General features: G+C 67.2%; 14 protein-coding genes. 10 read left to right on the top strand and 4 right to left on the bottom strand.

Annotated features, from left to right (window positions below; genetic code table 11):
• Positions 1 to 107: 107 nt before the first annotated feature.
• Positions 108 to 869, top strand: a complete 762-nt coding sequence (locus GV027_RS00825; RefSeq protein WP_056407587.1) for a FadR/GntR family transcriptional regulator — start codon at positions 108 to 110, stop codon at positions 867 to 869.
• A gap of 25 nt (positions 870 to 894) precedes the next feature.
• Here GV027_RS00825 and GV027_RS00820 read toward each other — a convergent pair whose 3' ends face one another.
• Positions 895 to 2,226, bottom strand: a complete 1,332-nt coding sequence (locus tag GV027_RS00820) for a sugar MFS transporter (protein ID WP_159510645.1) — start codon at positions 2,224 to 2,226, stop codon at positions 895 to 897.
• A gap of 135 nt (positions 2,227 to 2,361) precedes the next feature.
• Between GV027_RS00820 and GV027_RS00815 the strand changes: the two genes are divergently transcribed.
• The 8 genes from GV027_RS00815 (at position 2,362) to GV027_RS00780 (ending at position 12,043) form a co-directional block, all read left to right on the top strand.
• Complete coding sequence (locus GV027_RS00815) at positions 2,362 to 3,507, top strand: aldose epimerase family protein (RefSeq protein ID WP_159510644.1); 1,146 nt, start codon at positions 2,362 to 2,364, stop codon at positions 3,505 to 3,507.
• A gap of 31 nt (positions 3,508 to 3,538) precedes the next feature.
• Positions 3,539 to 5,329 (top strand): IlvD/Edd family dehydratase, encoded by a 1,791-nt coding sequence (locus tag GV027_RS00810; protein ID WP_159510643.1) that lies wholly within the window; start codon positions 3,539 to 3,541, stop codon positions 5,327 to 5,329.
• 113 nt (positions 5,330 to 5,442) lie between these two features.
• Positions 5,443 to 5,895: a MarR family winged helix-turn-helix transcriptional regulator gene (locus GV027_RS00805; RefSeq protein ID WP_159510642.1), complete on the top strand. Its 453-nt coding sequence runs from the start codon at positions 5,443 to 5,445 to the stop codon at positions 5,893 to 5,895.
• Entirely contained in the window at positions 5,892 to 7,946 is a 2,055-nt protein-coding gene (locus tag GV027_RS00800) for an FUSC family protein (protein WP_159510641.1), read from the top strand. Before GV027_RS00805 ends, GV027_RS00800 begins: the two co-directional genes overlap by 4 nt.
• Positions 7,943 to 8,149: a DUF1656 domain-containing protein gene (locus GV027_RS00795; protein ID WP_159510640.1), complete on the top strand. Its 207-nt coding sequence runs from the start codon at positions 7,943 to 7,945 to the stop codon at positions 8,147 to 8,149. The genes GV027_RS00800 and GV027_RS00795 overlap by 4 nt, the downstream gene beginning before the upstream one ends.
• Positions 8,146 to 9,048, top strand: coding sequence for an efflux RND transporter periplasmic adaptor subunit (locus GV027_RS00790; protein ID WP_159510639.1), 903 nt, complete (start codon positions 8,146 to 8,148; stop codon positions 9,046 to 9,048). The genes GV027_RS00795 and GV027_RS00790 overlap by 4 nt, the downstream gene beginning before the upstream one ends.
• Complete coding sequence (locus tag GV027_RS00785; protein WP_236558982.1) at positions 9,045 to 10,514, top strand: efflux transporter outer membrane subunit; 1,470 nt, start codon at positions 9,045 to 9,047, stop codon at positions 10,512 to 10,514. Before GV027_RS00790 ends, GV027_RS00785 begins: the two co-directional genes overlap by 4 nt.
• Positions 10,511 to 12,043 (top strand): MFS transporter, encoded by a 1,533-nt coding sequence (locus tag GV027_RS00780; protein ID WP_201302553.1) that lies wholly within the window; start codon positions 10,511 to 10,513, stop codon positions 12,041 to 12,043. Before GV027_RS00785 ends, GV027_RS00780 begins: the two co-directional genes overlap by 4 nt.
• 26 nt (positions 12,044 to 12,069) lie before the next feature.
• On the opposite strand, the gene GV027_RS00775 is transcribed toward GV027_RS00780, so the two are convergent.
• A complete protein-coding gene (locus tag GV027_RS00775; protein ID WP_159512657.1) occupies positions 12,070 to 12,960 on the bottom strand; it encodes a LysR family transcriptional regulator in 891 nt (296 codons plus the stop codon).
• Between the two features lie 224 nt (positions 12,961 to 13,184).
• Between GV027_RS00775 and GV027_RS00770 the strand changes: the two genes are divergently transcribed.
• Complete coding sequence (locus tag GV027_RS00770) at positions 13,185 to 14,393, top strand: MFS transporter (protein WP_159510638.1); 1,209 nt, start codon at positions 13,185 to 13,187, stop codon at positions 14,391 to 14,393.
• On the opposite strand, the gene GV027_RS00765 is transcribed toward GV027_RS00770, so the two are convergent.
• Both GV027_RS00765 and GV027_RS00760 read right to left on the bottom strand, forming a co-directional pair.
• On the bottom strand, positions 14,347 to 16,656 hold the full coding sequence (locus tag GV027_RS00765; protein WP_201302647.1) for a glycoside hydrolase family 3 C-terminal domain-containing protein: 2,310 nt from the start codon (positions 16,654 to 16,656) through the stop codon (positions 14,347 to 14,349). The genes GV027_RS00770 and GV027_RS00765 overlap by 47 nt on opposite strands.
• Before the next feature lie 165 nt (positions 16,657 to 16,821).
• Positions 16,822 to 19,710: a glycoside hydrolase family 31 protein gene (locus GV027_RS00760; protein WP_159510636.1), complete on the bottom strand. Its 2,889-nt coding sequence runs from the start codon at positions 19,708 to 19,710 to the stop codon at positions 16,822 to 16,824.
• Positions 19,711 to 19,762: the final 52 nt, after the last annotated feature.

Genomic DNA, 19,762 nt, shown 5'->3' with positions numbered 1-19,762 from the left:
AGTAGCTCCCTTATACTCAGACTTATGCGCAATGGCCCGATTTAGCAATCTTTTGGCGTTCCTTGATGGCACGCGGACTGTTACGCCGTGATGATGGAGCAGGCGCTATGACGATCAACGACGACGATCCACAGGAGATTGTGACCGACGCCGGAACAGCACGCAGCCCCCGGGGGACCGGCCGCCGCCTGCACGGCGCGGTGGCGCACAAGCTGGGCACCGCGATCCTGTCGGGCGAATATGCGCCCGGCGACACGCTGGCCGGGGAAGTCGATTTCTCGAAGACGCTCGACGTGTCGCGAAGCGCGTACCGCGAGGCTGTCCAGGTGCTGACTGCCAAGGGGCTGGTCGAGAGCCGGCCCAAGATCGGCACGCGCGTCCTGCCCCGTAGCCGGTGGAACCTGCTCGATCCCGACGTGCTCGCCTGGGCATTCGCGGCCGAGCCCGACATCATGTTCGTGCGCGACCTGTTCGAGTTGCGCGCGATCGTCGAACCGGCCGCCGCCGCGCTGGCGGCCGAGCGTCGCGACCGCGCCGATCTGAAGATCATGAAGGACGCGCTCACCGCGATGCGTCGCCACACGCTCGCGACCGAGGCAGGCCGCGCGGCGGATCGCGAATTCCACGACGCCGTGCTGACCGCGACGCGGAACGATGCGCTGATCGTGCTGAGCGCCAGCATCGGCGCGGCGGTCAACTGGACCACGCAATACAAGCAACGCGCCCGCGCGCTGCCCCGCAACCCGATCCCCGATCATGTGCTGGTCTATGACGCGATCGCAGCCGGCGATGCCGCGGCGGCAAGTGCCGCGATGCGCACGCTGGTCGACCTGGCACTGGAAGATACGAAGGCGGCGATGCAGCGCTGAACGCGCTGCATCGCCGATATCCGGATCATCCGACCGCGACCGGTTCGGGCAGCGCATGCGTCACGCGCGATCCCCAGAGCGCGTAGAACAGGATGTAGAGTTCACACGCCGCGGTCAGCAGGAACGAGATCTGCAGGCCATAACGGTCCGCGAGCCAGCCCTGCACGATCACCAGCGCACCACCCGCGATCGCCATGATCAGCAGCCCCGACCCCTCTTCCGTCAGCGGTCCGAGCCCCCGGATGCCGAGCGTGAAGATCGTCGGGAACATGATCGAATGGAACAGCCCGACCGAGATCAGCGCCCACATCGCGACGTGCCCGGTGGTGAAGGTGGCGACCAGCATCACGACGAACGCGCCGATGCTGGCCAGCGCCAGGACGCGCTCGGCGGGCACGCTGCGCATGATGACGCTGCCGACCAGCCGCCCGACCATCATTCCACCCCACAGGATGAACAGATAATGCGCGGCCTGCTCGTGCGTCAGATTGCCGATCTCCGGCTGGCTGACGAAGTTGATGAACAGGTTGGCGACGCCGATCTCGGCGATCAGGTAGATGAAGATCGCCGGGATGCCGAGGACGAGGTTGCGATGCGACCAGAGCGACAGGCCCTTGCGATCGGCCTTTGCCGAACGCTGCGTCGCTGCCCCCATCGCCGGCAACGGAAAGCGTGCGATGACGACCGCGAGCACGACCAGCACGCCCGCGACGATGAGATAGGGCAGCACGACCGACTGCGCGTCGGCCAGTCGCTCGGCGGGCGTCAGTACCGCGGTGGAACCGGCGACCGCCGTGCCCGAGGTCGAGCGGCCGAGGATCAGATAGCCGCCGAATAAGGGCGCGAGCGTCGCGCCCGCCGAATTGAACGCCTGGACCAGGTTCAGCCGCGACGACGCGGTCTCGGGCGGGCCGACGACCGCGACATAGGGGTTCGCCGCGACCTGAAGCAGCGTGATGCCGCTGGCGATCACGAACAGGGCGAACAGCGTCACGCCATAAGACGGCAGCCGCGCGGCGGGCACCATCATCAGAGCACCGGCGGCCATCATCGCGAGCCCGAACACCATCGCGCGCTGATAGCCGACGCGCTCGATCAGCTTGGCGGACGGGATCGACGCGAAGAAATAGGCGATGAACCAGACGCTCTCGATCAGCGTGGTCTGTGTGTAGCTGAGGTCGAACACGCTGCGCAGATGCGGCAGCAGCGTGTTGTTGATGACCGTGATGAAGCCCCACATGAAGAACAGGCTGGCCAGCAAGGTCAGCGCGGATCGGTAACTCGGCCCCTCCGCGCTGCCCCCTGCCCCCGGTGCAGCGCCTGCGATCGTCCGGTGCGTCTGTATCGGCATCGCCATAGTCATCATCCTCCGTGCCATGTCGGCGACTGAGCATCAGTCTTTTCCCGCATGGCTTGCTCAGAAATATATTGTCCGACTATATACCCCCATAAGGCGCGTCAACGGCGTCAGACGATCAGGATAGGAACCGGAATGAGCGGAATCGGAAAAACGGGGATCATCTTGGCAACTCTCTTAGCCGCTCTGGCAGCGCCAGCGGCGAACGCGGCCGATGCCAAGCGCACCCCCGCGGGTACGCTGCGCGACGGCACGGCGATTGAGGCGATCACGCTCAGCAACGCGCACGGCGTCTCGGCGCGCATCCTGTCCTACGGCGCGACGCTGCAATCGCTGATGGCGCCCGACCGGGCCGGCAAGGTCGCCGACGTCGTGCTCGGCTATGACGACCTCGCCTCCTATGTCGACCATCCCAATTTCTTCGGCGTGACGGTCGGGCGCTTCGCCAACCGCATCGCCGGCGGCCGCTTCACACTCGACGGCAAGGCCTATCAGCTGCCGCTCAACGACAAGGTCAATTCGCTGCACGGCGGCGGCAAGGGTTTCGACAAGGTCGCGTGGAAAGTCCTGTCGATCAAGGACGGCCCGACCGCGACGCTCGTGCTCGGCCACCGCAGCGCGGATGGCGAGTCCGGCTATCCGGGCAACCTCGACGTCACCGTCACCTATACGCTCGACGAAGCGGGCAATCTGGGCATCGCCTATGATGCCAGGACCGACAAGCCGACGATCGTGAACATGACCAATCACGCGATCTTCGACCTTGGTGGCGAGGGATCGGCGATGGGCGCGAACGGTCACCGACTGACGATCCCCGCCAAGGCGATCACGCCGGTCGACGACAAGCTGATCCCGACCGGTGCGTTGCAGCCCGTCCAGGGGACCGTGTTCGACTTCCGCAACGGCCGGATCGTCGGCGAAGGGCTTCGCGACGGTCGCGACCAGCAGATCCGCTACGGCCACGGCTACGATCACAATTTCGCGCTCGACAAGGGCGTTACCGCCAAGCCCGAGCTCGCCGCGCGGCTCGAGGACCCTGCGTCGGGCCGTGTGCTCGAAGTCCTGTCGACCGAGCCGGGCGTACAATTCTACACCGGCAATTTTCTTGACGGGACGTTCATCGGCAAGCACGGCCATCTCTACCGGATGGGCGATGGTATCGCGCTGGAACCGCAGAAATTTCCGGACGCACCGAACAAGCCGAATTTTGTCTCTGCGCGTGTCGATCCGGGCAAGCCCTATCATCACGCCATGATCTACCGCGTCTCCGTCGCTCGCTGATATTCGACCTGCTTACCCCGGAAAGCCTCTCATGACCGACTTGCCCAAACTCCGCAGCCGCGCGTGGTTCGACAATCCCGAGAATATCGACATGACCGCGCTCTATCTGGAGCGCTATCTGAACTTCGGATTGAGCCTTGAGGAACTGCGCTCGGGCAAGCCGATCATCGGCATCGCCCAGACCGGCAGCGACCTCAGCCCCTGCAACCGCCATCATCTCGTGCTCGCCGAACGGCTGCGCGAAGGCATTCGCGAGGCGGGCGGGATCGCGCTCGAATTCCCGGTCCACCCGATCCAGGAGACCGGAAAGCGCCCGACCGCCGGGCTCGACCGCAACCTCGCCTATCTGGCGCTGGTCGAGGTGCTCTACGGCTATCCGCTCGACGGCGTCGTGCTGACGATCGGCTGCGACAAGACGACGCCCGCCTGCCTGATGGCGGCGGCGACGGTCAACATTCCCGCCATCGCGCTGTCGGTCGGGCCGATGCTCAACGGCTGGCACAAGGGCGAGCGGACCGGCTCGGGGACGATCGTGTGGAAGGCGCGCGAGCTGCTCGCGACCGGCGCGATCGACGATGAAGGTTTCATCAAGCTCGTCGCCTCGTCGGCGCCCTCGACCGGCTATTGCAACACGATGGGCACCGCGACGACGATGAACAGCCTTGCCGAGGCGCTCGGCATGCAGCTGCCCGGCTCGGCCGCGATCCCCGCGCCCTACCGCGATCGCCAGGAGGTCGCGTACAAGACCGGCAAGCGCATCGTCGACATGGTCGCCGAGGATCTGAAGCCCAGCGACATCCTGACCAGGGAGGCGTTCCACAACGCGATCGTCGTCAATTCGGCGATCGGCGGATCGACCAACGCGCCGATCCACCTCGCCGCGATCGCGCGCCATATCGGCGTCGACCTGCCGATCGACGACTGGCAGACGCACGGTCACAAGGTCCCGCTGATGGTCAACCTTCAGCCCGCCGGCGAGTATCTCGGCGAGGATTATTACCATGCCGGCGGGGTGCCAGCGGTGGTCGCCGAGCTGATGAAGCAGGGCCTGATTCACGAAGACGCGATGACCGCCAACGGCAAGAGCATCGGCGACAATTGCCGCACCGCGACGATCGAGGACGAGCGCGTCATCCGCCCGTTCGCGACCCCGCTACTGCAGGATGCCGGCTTCATCGTCCTGCGTGGCAATCTGTTCGACAGCGCGATCATGAAGACGAGCGTCATCTCGCCGGAATTCCGCGAACGCTATCTCAGCAATCCTGACGATCCCGAAGCGTTCGAAGGCCCCGCGGTCGTGTTCGACGGCCCCGAGGACTATCACCACCGGATCGACGATCCGTCGCTCGGCATCACCACCGATACGCTGCTGTTCATGCGCGGTGCCGGCCCGATCGGCTATCCGGGTGCCGCCGAAGTCGTCAACATGCGTCCGCCCGCCTATCTGATCCGCGAGGGCGTCCATGCGCTTCCCTGCATCGGCGACGGTCGCCAGTCGGGCACGTCGGGCTCGCCGTCGATCCTCAATGCCAGCCCCGAGGCGGCGGCGATGGGCGGCCTCGCGCTGATCCGCACCGGCGACCGGGTTCGCATCGATCTCGGCAAGGGCAGCGCCGATGTCCTGATCTCCGATGAGGAACTCGCCGAGCGGCGCCGCACGCTGACTGCGGCGGGCGGCTATGCCTTCCCGCGCTCGCAGACGCCGTGGCAGGAAATTCAGCGCGCCACGGTCGGCCAGATGGAAACCGGTGCCATCCTCGAAGGTGCGGAGAAATACCAGCGCATCGCCCAGACGATGGGCCTGCCGCGCGACAACCACTAGGTCTGAGCCGCCGGGTCGCGCACGTCGCGCGGCCCGGCGGGCGCGAACAAATTCCTCGCATGGCTCGCTATTTTGCATTGCAGCATGGGCTGACATGATTACTTAGCACGCTAATGACCTCCCCCCGCGCCGTGCTCGAATCTTCCTATGCCCGAACCCTCCTGCCGCTCGCGCGCAGCTGGCGGCAGGCGGCCGACCATGCGCTCCGCGACATGGGGGTGTCGGCATCGACCGGCTGGGCGCTCGTTCAGGTCGGACGGCTGGGCGACGATGTGCGGCAGATCGATCTCGCCTGTGAACTCGACGTGACACAGGCATCGCTGGTGCGCTCGATCGACCAGATGACCGCCGCCGGGCTTGTCGAGCGCCACCGCGATCCCGCCGATGCGCGGGTCAGCCGGATCCGCCTGACGCCGCACGGGCGAAATCTCGTCACCACGATCGAGGCCAAGTTCGCGACGCTGCGCCATGCGATGCTCGAGGGCGTGCCGGACGACGATCTCGCCACCGCGCTACGCGTCGCGGAACGGCTTGGTGCGCGGTTTGTAGCAGATCGCGGACGATGACGCTGTCCCGGTTCGGGGGGAAGGAGGCGCTCTTCTCGGTCAAATGCTTCGTCGCCGCGATCCTCGCTTATTACATCGCGCTGCGGATCGGTCTGACGCGGCCCTATTGGGCGGTAACGACGTCCTATATCGTCGCGCAGCCGCTGGCCGGCGCGGTGTTGTCCAAGGCGGTGTTCCGGGTCGCGGGGACCGTGCTCGGCGCGATTGCCGCGGTCGTGCTCGTGCCGAACCTCGTCAACGCGCCCGAACTCCTGTCGCTCGGCCTCGCGCTGTGGCTCGGGCTGTGCCTCTACATCTCGCTGCTCGACCGGACGCCGCGGGCCTACGTGTTCCTGCTCGCGGGCTATACCGCCAGCATCATCGGGTTTCCGTCGGTTGCGGCGCCGGGCGCGGTCTTCACCATCGCTGCGCTGCGGGTGCAGGAGATCACGATCGGTATCCTGTGCGGTAGCCTGATCCACGGCCTCGTCTTCCCGCAGACCGTCACCGCCGTGCTGCTCGGCCGGATCGACGCGATCCTTGCCGATGCGGAACGCTGGTCGCGCGATTCGCTTGCGGGGGAAAGCGATGCCGCGCTCGACCGCGACCGGCGGCGGCTGGCACTCGATATCAACGAGCTGCACCAGCTTTCCATTCACTTGCCATTCGACACCGCCCGGTTGCTCCCGCGCGTCCGGACGTTGCGCGGACTCCAGGCGGAGCTGTCGATGCTGTTGCCGCTCGCGAGCGCGATCGACGACCGGATTGTCGAACTCAAGCGGGGCGCCGACGTGCCGCGCCCCGAGGCGCTTGCGCTGATCGAGGACGTTCGCGAATGGCTGCGCGATCCCTCTTCGGCATTGGAGCGCGGCGCGCACGCCGATGAGCTGATCGCCCGGGCCCGCGCGCTCGAACCCGCGCCCGGCAGCGCCCTGATCTGGCGTGACGCGTTGCGGCTGAGCCTGGTGGCGCGGCTCGGGGAGCTGGTCGACGCGCATCGCAATGTACGCGACCTGCGCGATCAGATGCGATCGCCGTCGCGCGCGCCGGTCACCCCCGCCGTTTCGCGACTGCTCGCACGCTCCGCCCGCAGACCGCTCCACCGCGATCGCGGCATCGCACTGCGGGCGGCCGCGGGCACGGTGATGACGATCCTGCTGGGCTGCGCCTTCTGGATCGGAACCGCATGGACCGACGGTGCGGGCGCGGTGCTGATCGCGGGGGTGTGCTGCGCCCTGTTCGGCAACGGCGACAACCCGGCGCCGGCGATCAAGGCGTTCTTCTATGGCACGATTCTCGGCCTAGTCGTGTCGGCCGTCTATGCGTTTGCGATCCTGCCGCGCGTGACCGACTTCGTGACGCTGGCCGCGGTGCTCGCGCCACCGATGCTGATCGGGGGGATGTTCCTCGCGCGGCCGGCAACCTTGCTCGTCACGCTCGGTGCACTGCTTGGCGGACTCAACACGGTCGGGCTGAACGACCGGTTCGGCGGCGGCTTCGATCAGTTTATGAACGGCGCGATCGCGCAGTTGATCGGGACGTTGTTCGCGGTCGTCACGGTCGGCCTGTTCCAGACGATCGGGGCGCAGACCAGCGCGCGGCGGTTGCTCCGTGCCGGCTGGCGCGAACTGGCGACGCGCGCGGATTCGACCGGCCGGCCCGATACGGCAGGCTGGATCGCGCGGATGCTCGACCGGATCGGACTGCTCGCACCGCGGCTTGCACTGCAGGGCGAGGATCCCGGCAAGCCGCTGCTCGATGCGCTGACCGACCTGCGCGTCGGTGTGGCGGTCGGCGAACTCTGCCAGCTCCGCATCGACGGTCCGGTTGACGAGGCGGCGATGATCACGCCGGTGCTGCGCGGGGTCGGCACGCATTACCGCGCACTACGCCCCAACCAGCCGGCGCCCCCCGAACCCGATCTGCTCGCGGGGATCGACCGGGCGCTGGCCGGCTTCGCGTCGAGCATGCCCGAGCGACACCGCACGAGCGTGCTCGCGCTCACCTCGCTGCGCCGCAACCTCTTTCCCTCGGCCCCCGCCTATGCGGGCTCACCGGAGATGCCCGCATGACCGGCGAGATCTCGATCGGCGGTGTCTATCTGCCGACCCTCCTCCTGCTCGCAGTCGCCGCGGTCGTGCTCACCGGCGTCGCCACCCGCCTGCTCGCCTTTGCCGGGGCCTATCGCGCGGTGACCTATCGGCCGCTGGTCGACCTTGCCCTGTTCATCCTCATCCTCGGGCTGCTTGCCCTGCTCACCGGACCCTCCGCATGACCTCGCCCCGTCTCAAGTCCCTGCTTGCCCCGCTCGGCCGCTCCGCCGTCACCTTGGTCATCGTCGCGCTCGCGGTGGTCGTCGCGCTGTGGCTGTGGAAGCGCTATGAGAGCGATCCGTGGACGCGTGACGGGCATATCCGGGCCGACATCGTTCGCGTCACCCCCGATGTCGCGGGTCTCGTCACGCGCGTCGCGGTGCGGGACAATCAGAGGGTCAAACCCGGCGACGTGCTGTTCGTGGTCGATCGCCCGCGTTTCGAACTGACGCTCGCCCAGTCGGATGCCTCGATCGCCAGTGCGCGCGCGACGCTGCTGCAGGCACGACGCGAGGCGCAACGCGACCTCGCGCTGGGTGACCTGGTCGCCAAGGAGACGCACGAGCAGAACGTCGCGCGCGTCGCCACCGCCTCGGCAACGCTCGCTCAAGCCCGGAGCGCGCGATCGACCGCGGCGCTCAACCTCGCGCGGACGACGGTGCGGGCGACCGTGCACGGCATCGTCACAAATCTCGACCTGCACCCCGGCGACTATATTGCCGCGGGCGCGCAGGCGATGGCGCTGATCGACACGGACTCGCTTCGGGTCGAGGGCTATTTCGAGGAAACCAAGCTCGGCAGCATCCATCTCGGCGACCCGGTGACCGTGCATCTGATGGGCGAAGCGCAGGCGTTGCACGGTCGAGTCGACAGCATCGCGGCGGGCATCAACGACAGCGAACGGACGAACACGACCAACCTGCTGCCCAATGTGAACCCGACGTTCAACTGGGTCCGCCTCGCACAGCGCATCCCCGTGCGTGTGAAGCTCGTGCAGGTGCCGAAGGGTGTCCCGCTTATCGTCGGGCGGACGGCGACGGTGACGGTGGAGCCCAAACTTCAGTCGGGAGCGCCGGCGTGATGCGCACGCGTCTCTCGCAGATCGCCCCTTCTCCTGGACGGGGCGGGATCGCCGCCTCCCCCACCCGCCGGGGTCTTGCCGCGAGTATCCTCGCGCTCGGCCTCGCCGCCTGCACCACCGCCGGCCCGGACTATGTACGTCCCGATCGCGCCGTCGCCGCGATGCCCGCCGCGCAGGGCGCGTTCGACAGCGGTCACGAGGCCGCGTTCGTCGATGCCCCCCTCCCCGATCGCTGGTGGCAACTCTATGGCGATCCCCGCCTCGACGCGTTCGTCGCGGAGGCGTTGGCTGCGAATACGGATCTGCGAGCGGCCGATGCCAATCTCCGCCGCGCCGACGCGGTCGTTGCGGAGGTTGCCGCCGGGCGAACGCTGTCGACCACGATCGGCGGCAGTACGTCGATCGACCGGCCCTATGCGAGCCGCGGCAACCTGCCCGGAACGCTTGACGCCAACCTCGGCATCACCCTCGCCTATCCGCTCGACCTGTCGGGGCGCATTCTTCGCGCGATCGAAGCCGCGCAGGGCGATGCGCAGGCTGTAGCCGCCGCGCGCGACGACGTCCGCGTGACCGTCGCGGCCGAAACCGCGCGCAGCTATGCCGCGGTGTGCACGGCGAACATGGTGCTTGCCGCGAACAGCCGCGTCCTGGCCCTGCAGCGCCAGACGCTCGACGTCACGCGCCGCTTGCAGCGCGGCGGGCGCGGCACGGCGTTCGACGTCACGCGCGCAAGGACCGCGGTCGACCAGAGCGAGGCGTTGATCCCGTCACAGGTCGCGACGCGCACCGCCGCGCTCTACCGGCTGGCGACGCTGATGGGTCGCGCACCCGCCGCCTATCCGGCCGAGGTCGCGACCTGCGCGAAGCCCCCCGCGCTGACCCGGCCACTGCCGATCGGCGACGGCGCCGCGCTGATCCGCCGCCGGCCCGATATCCGTCAGGCCGAACGCGCACTGGCCGCAGCGACCGCGCGGATCGGCGTCGCCACCGCCGACCTGTATCCGCAGGTCAGCCTGGGGGGATCCGCCGGGTTCACAGGGCCGGTCTCGACGCTCGGATCCACCAGCGCGTTCCACCTGGGGCTCGGCCCGCTCATCAGCTGGAGCTTTCCGAACCGCCCGGTCGTCCGCGCACGGATCGCGCAGGCCGGCGCTTCGGCGGATCAGGCACTGGCGCAGTTCGATTCGACGACGCTGGAGGCGTTGCGCGAGACCGAGACCGCGCTGTCCGCCTATGCGCGCGAAGGCGACCGCAACGCCGCGCTGTCGCGGGCGCAGGCGAGCGCCGCGACCGCCGCCGGCCAGGCGGGCACGCTCTATCGCTTTGGCCGAACCGATTTCCTGTCGCTGCTGACCGCCCAGGCGGCGCTGACCACGGCCCAGGCCAACCTCGCCGCGTCCGACGCGTTGTTGATCGATCGTCAGGTCGATGTCTTCAGGGCCTTGGGCGGCGGGTGGCAGGCATGAGGCTTCGCCGGCGGGGGCTCGCCGCGATCAACAGCGAAGTGCGCGACGGCATCGTCCCGGCCGCCGACACGATCGCCCGGGTCCCGCGCAACGCCGGAGCGCTCCCGCACACGCCGAGCAACTACCGCGTCACCGCGCTGATCATCGCCTGCGCGCTGTTCATGGAGCAGATGGATTCCACCGTGCTCGCGACGGCGTTGCCGACCATGGCGCGCGATTTTGGCGTTCCCGCGACGAGCATGGGATCGGCACTCACCTCCTATCTGCTGGCGCTGGCGATCTTCATCCCGGCGAGCGGGCGGCTTGCCGACCGGTTCGGATCGCGCACCGTGTTCCGGGCCGCGATCCTGATCTTCGTCGGCGGTTCGATCCTGTGCGGTCAGGCGACCAGCCTGTCGTTCATGATGGGCGCGCGGTTCCTGCAGGGTCTGGGCGGCGCGATGATGATCCCGATCGGGCGTCTCGTCCTGCTTCGCAGCGTGGCCAAGGAAGACATGGTGCAGGCCATGTCGTGGCTGATCATGCCCGCGCTGATCGGTCCGATCCTCGGGCCGCCGGTCGGGGGTGCGATCGTCACCTATCTGGACTGGCGCTGGATCTTCTACCTCAACATCCCGATCGGCATGCTCGGCGTGGTGCTTGTCACCCGCTATATCGGTGATGTGCGCGAGGATCGGCCGGCACGGTTCGACGTCCCCGGCTTCATCCTGTCGGGCGTGTCGCTCGGATGCCTGTTGTTCGGATTCGAGATGACCAGCCGCACGGGCGAACTGACGCAGGCCGTCGGGCTCATCGTGATCGGCCTGGTCGCGGGCGTCGCCTATATCCGCCATGCCAGACGCCGCAGCGATCCGATCCTAGACCTGTCGCTGATGCGGATCCCGACCTTCCGCCTGTCGGTGATCGGCGGATCGCTGACGCGGATCACGCAAGGCGCGCAACCGTTCCTGTTGCCGATGATGATCCAGCTCGGCTTCGGCATGACCGCGGCGGCGAGCGGCGCCATCACGATTGCCGGGGCGATCGGTTCGCTGATGATGAAGAGCCTCGCCCCCCGCGTGCTGCGACGGTTCGGATTCCGCAACAGCCTGATCGTCGGCGGCCTGTGTTCGAGCGGCGGCTACGCGGTGTGCGGCCTGTTCCGCCCCGACTGGCCCATCCCCGTCATCTTCGGCGTCCTGATGCTCTCGGGCTTCTTCATGTCGTTCCAGTTCTCCGCCTACAACACGATCGCCTATGACGAGATTCCATCGTCACGGATGAGCAGCGCGACCAGTTTCTACGCGACGTTCCAGCAACTCATGCTCTCGCTCGGCATCTGCGTCGGCGCGGCCGCGTTGGATGTCGGCATGCTCGGATCGGGCACGACACGCCCGGTGCTCGCCAATTTCACCCTCGCCTTCCTGGTCGTGACGGCGGTGTCGGCGGCCGCGACGATCTGGAACCGCCGCTTTGCCGTCGATGCCGGATCCGATCTCAGCGGTCACCGCCTGGTGCCTGCGCAACCCGGGATGGCCGCGGGTCGATAACCCCTCCCGGCACGCCGGCGCGGCGATCAGCCCCGGAAGCGTTCCGCGAGAAAGTCGACGAACACCCGGACACGCGCCGGCGTGTTGCTACCGCCGACGAAGAGCGCGTGGATATGTTCGACATCGCCCGGATTATACGCCTCGAAGAGCGGGACGAGACGGCCCGCGGCGATATCGTCGACGACGCTGAACGCACCGACGCGCGCGATCCCGACGCCCGCGGCGGCCAGCTGCCCCAGTGTTTCGCCGTTATTGGCTTCGATATTGCCGGTCACCACGAGCGCCATGTCCGCGCCATCGACGCGGAACGGCCAGACGGGTTCGACCCGCCGGAAGTTGAAATTGAGGCAATTGTGCCGGTGCAGCTCCTCGGGCCGGGTCGGGGTACCACGCCGCGCGAGATAGTCGGGTGCCGCGACGATCACCCGCCGGCTCTCGCCGAGTTTTCTGGCGGTCAACAGGCTGTCGACCAGCGGACCGAAGCGGATCGCGACGTCCGCCTGCCCCGCCGCAACGTCGACGATCGTGTCGGTCAACGCGATATCGACGAGGATATGTGGATAGGCGTCGGCAAATGCGCCGAGCAGCGGGACGACGCACAACCGCCCATGCGACAGCGCGGCACTAATCCGCAGCCGTCCCCGGGGCGCGCCCTGATCGGCAATCTGCTGTTCGGCATCATCGAGGTCGGCCAGGATCCGGCGCGCCGTCTGGAGATAAGCCTGCCCCTCGGCCGTCGGGGTCAGCGCACGGGTCGACCGCAGGAGCAGCCGGACGCCGAGCCGGGCCTCGATCCGGTCGATCGCCCGCGCCACCGCGGACGGCGTCAGTCCGAGCACGCGGCCGGCTCCAGAGAAGCTTCCCTCGCGCATGACCACGGCGAAGATCTCGAGCGCACGGGCCCGATCAGCCCCCATTCCCGTCTTTGCGTTCAAGTCAAAGGTCCTTCGTCACATCGCCCCCTAATAACGCCGAGCGCGTTGCCCTATTTATGCCTCGAAATCGAAGCCGGGTTAAGTCGCGATCGGGATCATCGGGGCTGCAGATCCAGCCATGCCTGCCGCCCAATCGTCAGCGAGAGGGTTACGCCCGGCTAAGTCCGTCGACGGTCCGAACCGCCCAAATCATTAGGAACATAGTGATGAAATTGAACCCCGGGCTTCTGGCCCTGTCCGTCGGCGCGTTCGGCATCGGCGTGACCGAATTCGCCCCCATGGGGCTGCTCCCCGTCATCGCCGGCGATCTCGGCGTTTCGATCCCGACCGCGGGCCTGCTCATCAGTGCCTATGCGCTGGGCGTCGTCATCGGCGCGCCGCTGATGACGCTGACGACCGGGCGCGTGCCGCGCCGCACGCTGCTGATCATGCTGGCGGGCATCTTCACGATCGGCAACCTGCTCGCCGCGATGTCGACGGGGTACGGCATGCTGATGGCCGCGCGGATCCTGACGTCGTTCAACCACGGCGCGTTCTTCGGGGTCGGGGCGATCGTCGCCGCCAGCCTCGTGCCGCCCGAACGCCGGGCCGGTGCGGTCGCGGCGATGTTCATGGGGCTGACCATCGCCAATGTCGTCGGCGTCCCGCTCGCGACATGGGCAGGCGATCGTCTCGGCTGGCGCGCGTCGTTCTGGGGTATTTCGGCGCTGGGCTTCGCGACGATGGCGGCGCTGCGGTTGACGCTTCCCACGTTGCCCGCGCCGACCGGAGCCGACCCGAAGGCCGAACTGCGTGTCCTCACGCGCGGGCCCGTACTGGGTGCGCTCGGCCTGACGGTCGTCGGCGCCAGCGCGATGTTCACCGTCTTCACCTATATCACGCCGATCCTGCGCGAGGTGACGCAGGCGTCGCTCGGCTATGTCACCGCGATGCTGGTGACCTACGGCGTGGGGCTGACGGTCGGCAACTGGCTCGGCGGGCGGTTCGCCGATCGCTCGGTCGACCGGACACTGATCGTGACGCTCGCGCTGCTCACCGCGATCCTGGTCGCCTTCGCCGTGCTGATGCCATTCAAGGTCCCGACCGCGATCCTCATCTTCCTGTGGGGCGTCGCCAGCTTCGCGCTCGTCCCCCCGCTTCAGGTCCGGGTCATGCACGCCGCCGCCGACGCGCCGAACCTCGCCTCGGCGATGAACATCGGTGCGTTCAACCTGGGCAACGCGATCGGCGCGGCACTTGGCGGCGGCGTCATCGCGGCAGGCCTCGGCTATCCGATGGTCGCGCTTGCGGGTGCCGGGGCGTCGGCGCTGGGACTGATCGCGGTCCTGATCGGCGTCCGGCGCCGCGCGACAGCCCCCGCACCATCCGCTATTTCCCCCGGCTGTCGAGCGTCTGCGCCGGCAGATGCACGGTGACCGTCTGCGCGATGCTCACCGCGGAGTCGGCCAGCATGACCTGATAGTTGCCCTCCGCGATCTTCCACGTCGCGGTCGCCGTGTCGAAGGTCGCGAGCAGGCGCGGGTCGATCATCGTCGCCACCGACTGGCTCGCCCCCGGTGCCAGATCGACCTTCTTGAACGCGCCGAGCCGCTTGGGCGCTTCCCAGCCCGGCGCCGCGACATAGACCTGAGCGACGGTCTTGCCCGCGACCGACCCGGTGTTGCGGACCGCGAACGTCGCGGCGATGCCCTTGCCCTTCGCTTCAGCCTTCAGACCGTCGAGCGCGAACCGGGTATAGGACAGGCCGTAGCCGAACGGGAACAGCGGCTTGCGGCCGGTCTTGTCGAACCACTTGTAGCCGATGGCGGCGCCTTCGATGTCGTAATTGCCCATCGGATGCGCGTCGCGATCGAGCTTAGGGTCGCCTTCCAGCACCGGGCGCGGCAGCTGCGACAGCGACGCGGGGAAGGTCGCGGGAAGGCGACCCGACGGATTGACCTCGCCGGTGAGGATGCGCGCGATCGCTTCGCCGCCTGCCGTGCCCGGATACCAGGCCTCGATCACCGCGCCGACCTTCGACAGCCACGGCATGACGACCGGTCCGCCCGTCTCGAGAACCACGACGGTCTTGCGGTTGGCGCGGGCGACCGCGTCGATCAGCGCATTCTGCGCATCGGGCAACGCCAGGTCGGGGACGTCGATCGACTCCCCCGTCCACTGCTCGCCAAAGACGATCACGATATCGGCCTTGCGCGCCGCAGCCGCAGCCGCGCGCGGATCCTTGCCGTCGAGATACGTTACGCGGGCACCGATGCGGGCCTGCAGCGCAGTCATTGGCGACGATGCGTGATAGGTCTTGGGGCCGGGAAAGCCCTTGTTGAACTCGTCCGGCACGATCAGGCCGCTGGTCGGCGCGTTGTGAGAATAGACCTGCGACGATCCGCCGCCCGACAACACGCCGACATCGGCATGCGCACCGATGAGCAGGATCGACTTCGCCGTTTTCGCCAGGGGCAGCAGATTGGCGTCGTTCTTCAGCAGGACGATGCCCTCCTCGGCATCGCTGCGCGTGACCGCCGCGTGCGCGGTATAGTCGATCGTCGCCGCACGATCGCCGCGGACCGGCGTGTCGAATGCGCCCACCGAGAACATCCCCCACAGCACGCGCCGGGCCATGTCGTCCGCGCGCGCCGTCCTGACATGGCCGTTATTGACCGCCTCGCGCAGCGCTTCGGAGAAATAGGGCGACCGATCGAACGCCCAGCCCGACTGCTGGTCGAGCCCGGCATTGGCGGCTTCCGTCGTCGAATGGGCAGCTCCCCAGTCCGACATCACATAGCCCTTGAACCCCCAGTCCTTCTTCAGGACCGTGTTCAGCAGCCAGTCGTTCTCGCACGCGTAGTGGCCGTTGACGCGGTTGTAAGAGCACATCACCGAACCCGGCTGGCCGATCTCGTTGGCGATCTGGAACGCCAGCAGATCCGACTGGCGCGCCGCCTGTTCGCCGATGCGGTGATCGATCGTGAAGCGGTTGGTTTCCTGCCCGTTGAACGCGTAATGCTTCATCGTCGAGACGACATGCTGGGACTGGATCCCCTTGATCGCATGCCCCGTCATGACGCCCGCGAGCAGCGGATCCTCGCCACCATATTCGAAGTTGCGTCCGTTACGGGGTTCGCGCAGCAGGTTCATGCCGCCCGCCAGTTGCACGTTGAACCCCGACAGGAACGCTTCGTTGCCGATCATCGCGCCCCCGGCTTCGGCGAGCGCCGGGTTCCACGTCGCCGCGGTCAGTATTCCCGATGGTAGCGAGGTCCGCAGCCGCGGGGTGGCGCTGCGCTGGCTGGCGACACCGACGCCCGCATCGGTCTGCCACTGGCTCGGGATACCCAGCCGCGCGATGCCCGGAACGATCCCCGCGGATCCCGGCAAGCCGTCCTTCGGAAATTCCCAGTTCTTGGTCGGCGTCTTGAGCCAGGCGGCATCGGTCGAAAAATAGCCGAAGGTCAGCTGCAGCTTCTCGTCGAGCGTCATCTCCTTGAGGATGAGATCGGCGCGGACGGACGGATCGAGACTCGTATCCATCCACGGCCGCGCGACCGGCGCATCGGTCTTCGCCGCCGCCGCCGCGGGCGCGTTGTTCGTCGTTTGCGCCAGCGCGGGCGAAACCCCGATTACACCGACTAGCACCGCGCTGCGCAGCAAGACGTTCAGGAGCGATCGGGTACCGCGCGTCATCATCACATTTCTCTCTCTACATGCCGTCTCTGGACGGCCGGCGCATGCCGTCCCTCCTGGTCTCGTTTCGCCCGATCTAGCCCGGCATTCGTTGCGGCGTCCAGATGTCCGCCGCGACTGTTCAGGCCCGAAGGGATTTCGCGTCCGTGCCCCCTCGCGCGGCCATCAACGCGGGCGCTGCACCGTGATCGCCTTGCCCGCATAGGTCACCGTCGCATCGGCGGTATCGGCGTCGGTCACCGGCTTGCCGGGCGTGATCCAGCGCACGTTGATCGTGCGGGATGTCGCCATGCCCTTGAAGCCCTTGCCCTCGCGCGCACCGAGCGACAGCGTGCCCGCTGCATCGTCATACCGCATCGGAATGCGCGCAAACGCACCGCCGCGATATTGCTCGCTGCGACCGTCATCCTCGTACAGGCTGAACTGTCCGCTGGCGCCGGTATAGACGGTCACCGTCACGGGTGCGTCGGGCAGGTCATCGACATGCTGGCGGACAGGCCCCATCGGCACGATCGCCCCCGCCTTCACGAACAGCGGCATGCGCGTATAGAGCGCGGGCGCTGTGATCGTCTGGCCGCCGCGATACGTCTGGCCGGACTGGAAATCATACCAGAGCGTTGCTGCACCCGGCAGATACACCGACCGCGAGCGTGCCTTGTAGTCGGTGACCGGCGCGACCAGGAACGCATGGCCGAACATATACTGGTCGTTGATCCGGCGCGCCTTCACGTCGTCGGGATAATCCATCACCATGCCCCGCATGATGCTGCCGTCCTTGAACCACGTCTCCGCGGCGAGCGTGTAGATATACGGCATCAGCCGATAGCGCAGCTCATCATACCAGAGCATCGAGGCACGCATCGGGGTGCCTTCGGGCGCGATTTCGTAGATCTCGCGATACGGGCTCTCGCCATGGCTGCGGAACAACGGGCTGAACGCACCGAACTGGAACCAGCGCAGGTTGAGCTCGCGCCATTCGTCGAGATCGGCCGGCTTGGGTGTCTTGCTCGCATAGCGGTCCTCGAGCGCGAAGCCGCCGATATCGTGCGTCCAGTTCGGGATGCCGGACATCGACGCGTTGACGCCCGCGGACACCTGCGCGCGCAGGTCATACCAGCGGCTGGCGACATCGCCCGACCAGATCGCGGCCCCCTCGCGCTGCAGTCCGCCAAAGCCCGAACGGGTCAGGATGAACGGCCGGACATCGGGCTTGTACTGGCGCCAGCCGTCATAGACCGCGCCGGCATGGACCAGCGGGAAGCTGTTGAAATATTCCTCCGCCGGCCCGCGCGCGGTCGGGCCCATCGCGGCGATCCGCTCGGGGATCGACAGGTTCGAATGGATGTCCGGCTCCGACGCATCGAGCCACCAGGCGTCGACTCCGAGCTTCGCCAGGCTGTCGCGCATCTGTCGCCAGAAGATCGTCCGCGCCTCGGGCGCATAGGGATCATAGTCGGTATTGGCATAGCCGGGCCCGACCCAATCCTTGTTCGCCATCTTCAGATTGCCGTCATAGGTGAAACCCTTGGCCGCCAGCTCCTTGTAATTGTCGGTGGTCGGGTAGAATTTCGGCCAGACGGAGATCATGAAGTTCGCGTTCAGATCGTGGAGCTGGTCGACCATCTTCTGCGGCTCCGGAAAGCGCGTCTTGTCGAACTGGTGGCTGCCCCAGGCGTTTTCGGGCCAGTAGAACCAGTCCTGGACGATGTTGTCGAGCGGGATGCGGAGGTCGCGATACTTGCGGACCACGTCGACGACCTCGTCCTGCGTGTTGTAGCGCTGGCGCGACTGCCAGAAGCCATAGGCCCATTTGGGCATCATGACGGCCTTGCCGGTCAGCTTGCGATAGCCCGCAATCACGTCGTCCATGTCGCTGCCGGGCACGTACCAGTAATTGACCGACCGCGCGACGTCGCTGGTGAACCAGGCCGAGTGGCGATCGGCCTGGGGCAGCGGATCATTGTGGAGCAGCGCGATATATCCGGCGTTCGGATCCCATTCGATGCGGATCTCCGCGGCTTTGCCCTTGGTCATTGGCAGGTCGAAATTGGCGTACCAGGGGTTCCAGTTCTGCCGCCAGCGGTTGAGCACCTCGCGCCCGTCGACGAACACCTTGAAATAGCTCGAGCCATAAAGCTGGAATTTATGATCGCCGGTCTGGTCGGGCGTGACGCGGCCGGTCCATACGACCCGCTGCGTCTGGGCCGCGTTGCCGGCCGTGTTCTGGCCGCCGGTTGCCGCCACTGTGCGGGCCTTCGCAGCCTCGGGCCAGTTCGCCTGATCCTTGATATACTGATAGTTGATCGTGGCTTCCTGGCGCGTGACCGCCAGCTTGCCGTCGAGATAATAGTTGGCGGTGAAGCCCGGCTTGCCGTTGCTCGTCACGCGCAGGCCCGTGTCGGTTCCCGCGCCGACCAGATCATAGGGCTTGGGATTGCCGAACCGGGTGATCCCGTCATTGTCCCACAGGATGCCGTACTTGCCGGTCGAAACCAGAAAGGGCACGGCGATGTCCATGTTGTGCTGCGCGAGTTCTACGTCCTCGCCGTTATAATCCATCTGCGCATTCTGGTGCTGGCCGAGCCCGTAAAATGCTTCGCCGGTACCGCGATTGAACTGCTGCGACGCCGTGACATATTGCCGCCCGTCGACCGTCTTCGGCAGGAAGCGGCGCGTATTGGCCTCGTCGAGCACCGTCTTGCCGGCAGCGTCGAGGAACCGGACATGCCCGGTCGCGAGGTCGACGTCCGCCGTATCCCGCGCCGTCTTGATGAGGACATGCCCTGCCCGCTCCGTCACCGTGTACGCGCCCGCCTTTGGGGGGCTTGGCACCATCAGGCTCGTGGTGCGGGTCGCGCCGATCGAACTCGCCGGGGCGGCGACGACGTGGATGATCCCGTCGCCGTGAACCGTGACCTCGACGCGCGCGGTCGCGCCGCCTGCGGGGGTCACGGCGACGCCGCCGTCGATCTTCTCGTACCCGCCTGGCGCAGCGGCGTGCGCGGAGGCGATCGCGCTGCTCGCCAGCAACAGGGTCAGGAATGGCTTGGTCATCTTACTCTCCAGCAGTGCCGACGCAGCCCGCGGCGCGTCGATCGGTAACGTT

This window comes from Sphingomonas sp. T1 (assembly GCF_902506585.1).
Lineage (GTDB): Bacteria > Pseudomonadota > Alphaproteobacteria > Sphingomonadales > Sphingomonadaceae > Sphingomonas > Sphingomonas aerolata.
The sequence above is the reverse complement of the archived record's forward strand: the minus strand, read 5'-3'. Positions and strand labels throughout refer to the sequence as shown.

Excerpts from the sequence above, each read along its gene's own strand:
- GV027_RS00825 (WP_056407587.1), top strand. The coding sequence starts at position 108 with ATGACGATCAACGACGACGATCCACAGGAGATTGTGACCGACGCCGGA.
- GV027_RS00820 (WP_159510645.1), bottom strand. The coding sequence starts at position 2,226 with ATGGCGATGCCGATACAGACGCACCGGACGATCGCAGGCGCTGCACCG.
- GV027_RS00815 (WP_159510644.1), top strand. The coding sequence starts at position 2,362 with ATGAGCGGAATCGGAAAAACGGGGATCATCTTGGCAACTCTCTTAGCC.
- GV027_RS00810 (WP_159510643.1), top strand. The coding sequence starts at position 3,539 with ATGACCGACTTGCCCAAACTCCGCAGCCGCGCGTGGTTCGACAATCCC.
- GV027_RS00805 (WP_159510642.1), top strand. The coding sequence starts at position 5,443 with ATGACCTCCCCCCGCGCCGTGCTCGAATCTTCCTATGCCCGAACCCTC.
- GV027_RS00800 (WP_159510641.1), top strand. The coding sequence starts at position 5,892 with ATGACGCTGTCCCGGTTCGGGGGGAAGGAGGCGCTCTTCTCGGTCAAA.
- GV027_RS00795 (WP_159510640.1), top strand. The coding sequence starts at position 7,943 with ATGACCGGCGAGATCTCGATCGGCGGTGTCTATCTGCCGACCCTCCTC.
- GV027_RS00790 (WP_159510639.1), top strand. The coding sequence starts at position 8,146 with ATGACCTCGCCCCGTCTCAAGTCCCTGCTTGCCCCGCTCGGCCGCTCC.
- GV027_RS00780 (WP_201302553.1), top strand. The coding sequence starts at position 10,511 with ATGAGGCTTCGCCGGCGGGGGCTCGCCGCGATCAACAGCGAAGTGCGC.
- GV027_RS00775 (WP_159512657.1), bottom strand. The coding sequence starts at position 12,960 with ATGGGGGCTGATCGGGCCCGTGCGCTCGAGATCTTCGCCGTGGTCATG.
- GV027_RS00770 (WP_159510638.1), top strand. The coding sequence starts at position 13,185 with ATGAAATTGAACCCCGGGCTTCTGGCCCTGTCCGTCGGCGCGTTCGGC.
- GV027_RS00765 (WP_201302647.1), bottom strand. The coding sequence starts at position 16,656 with ATGACGCGCGGTACCCGATCGCTCCTGAACGTCTTGCTGCGCAGCGCG.
- GV027_RS00760 (WP_159510636.1), bottom strand. The coding sequence starts at position 19,710 with ATGACCAAGCCATTCCTGACCCTGTTGCTGGCGAGCAGCGCGATCGCC.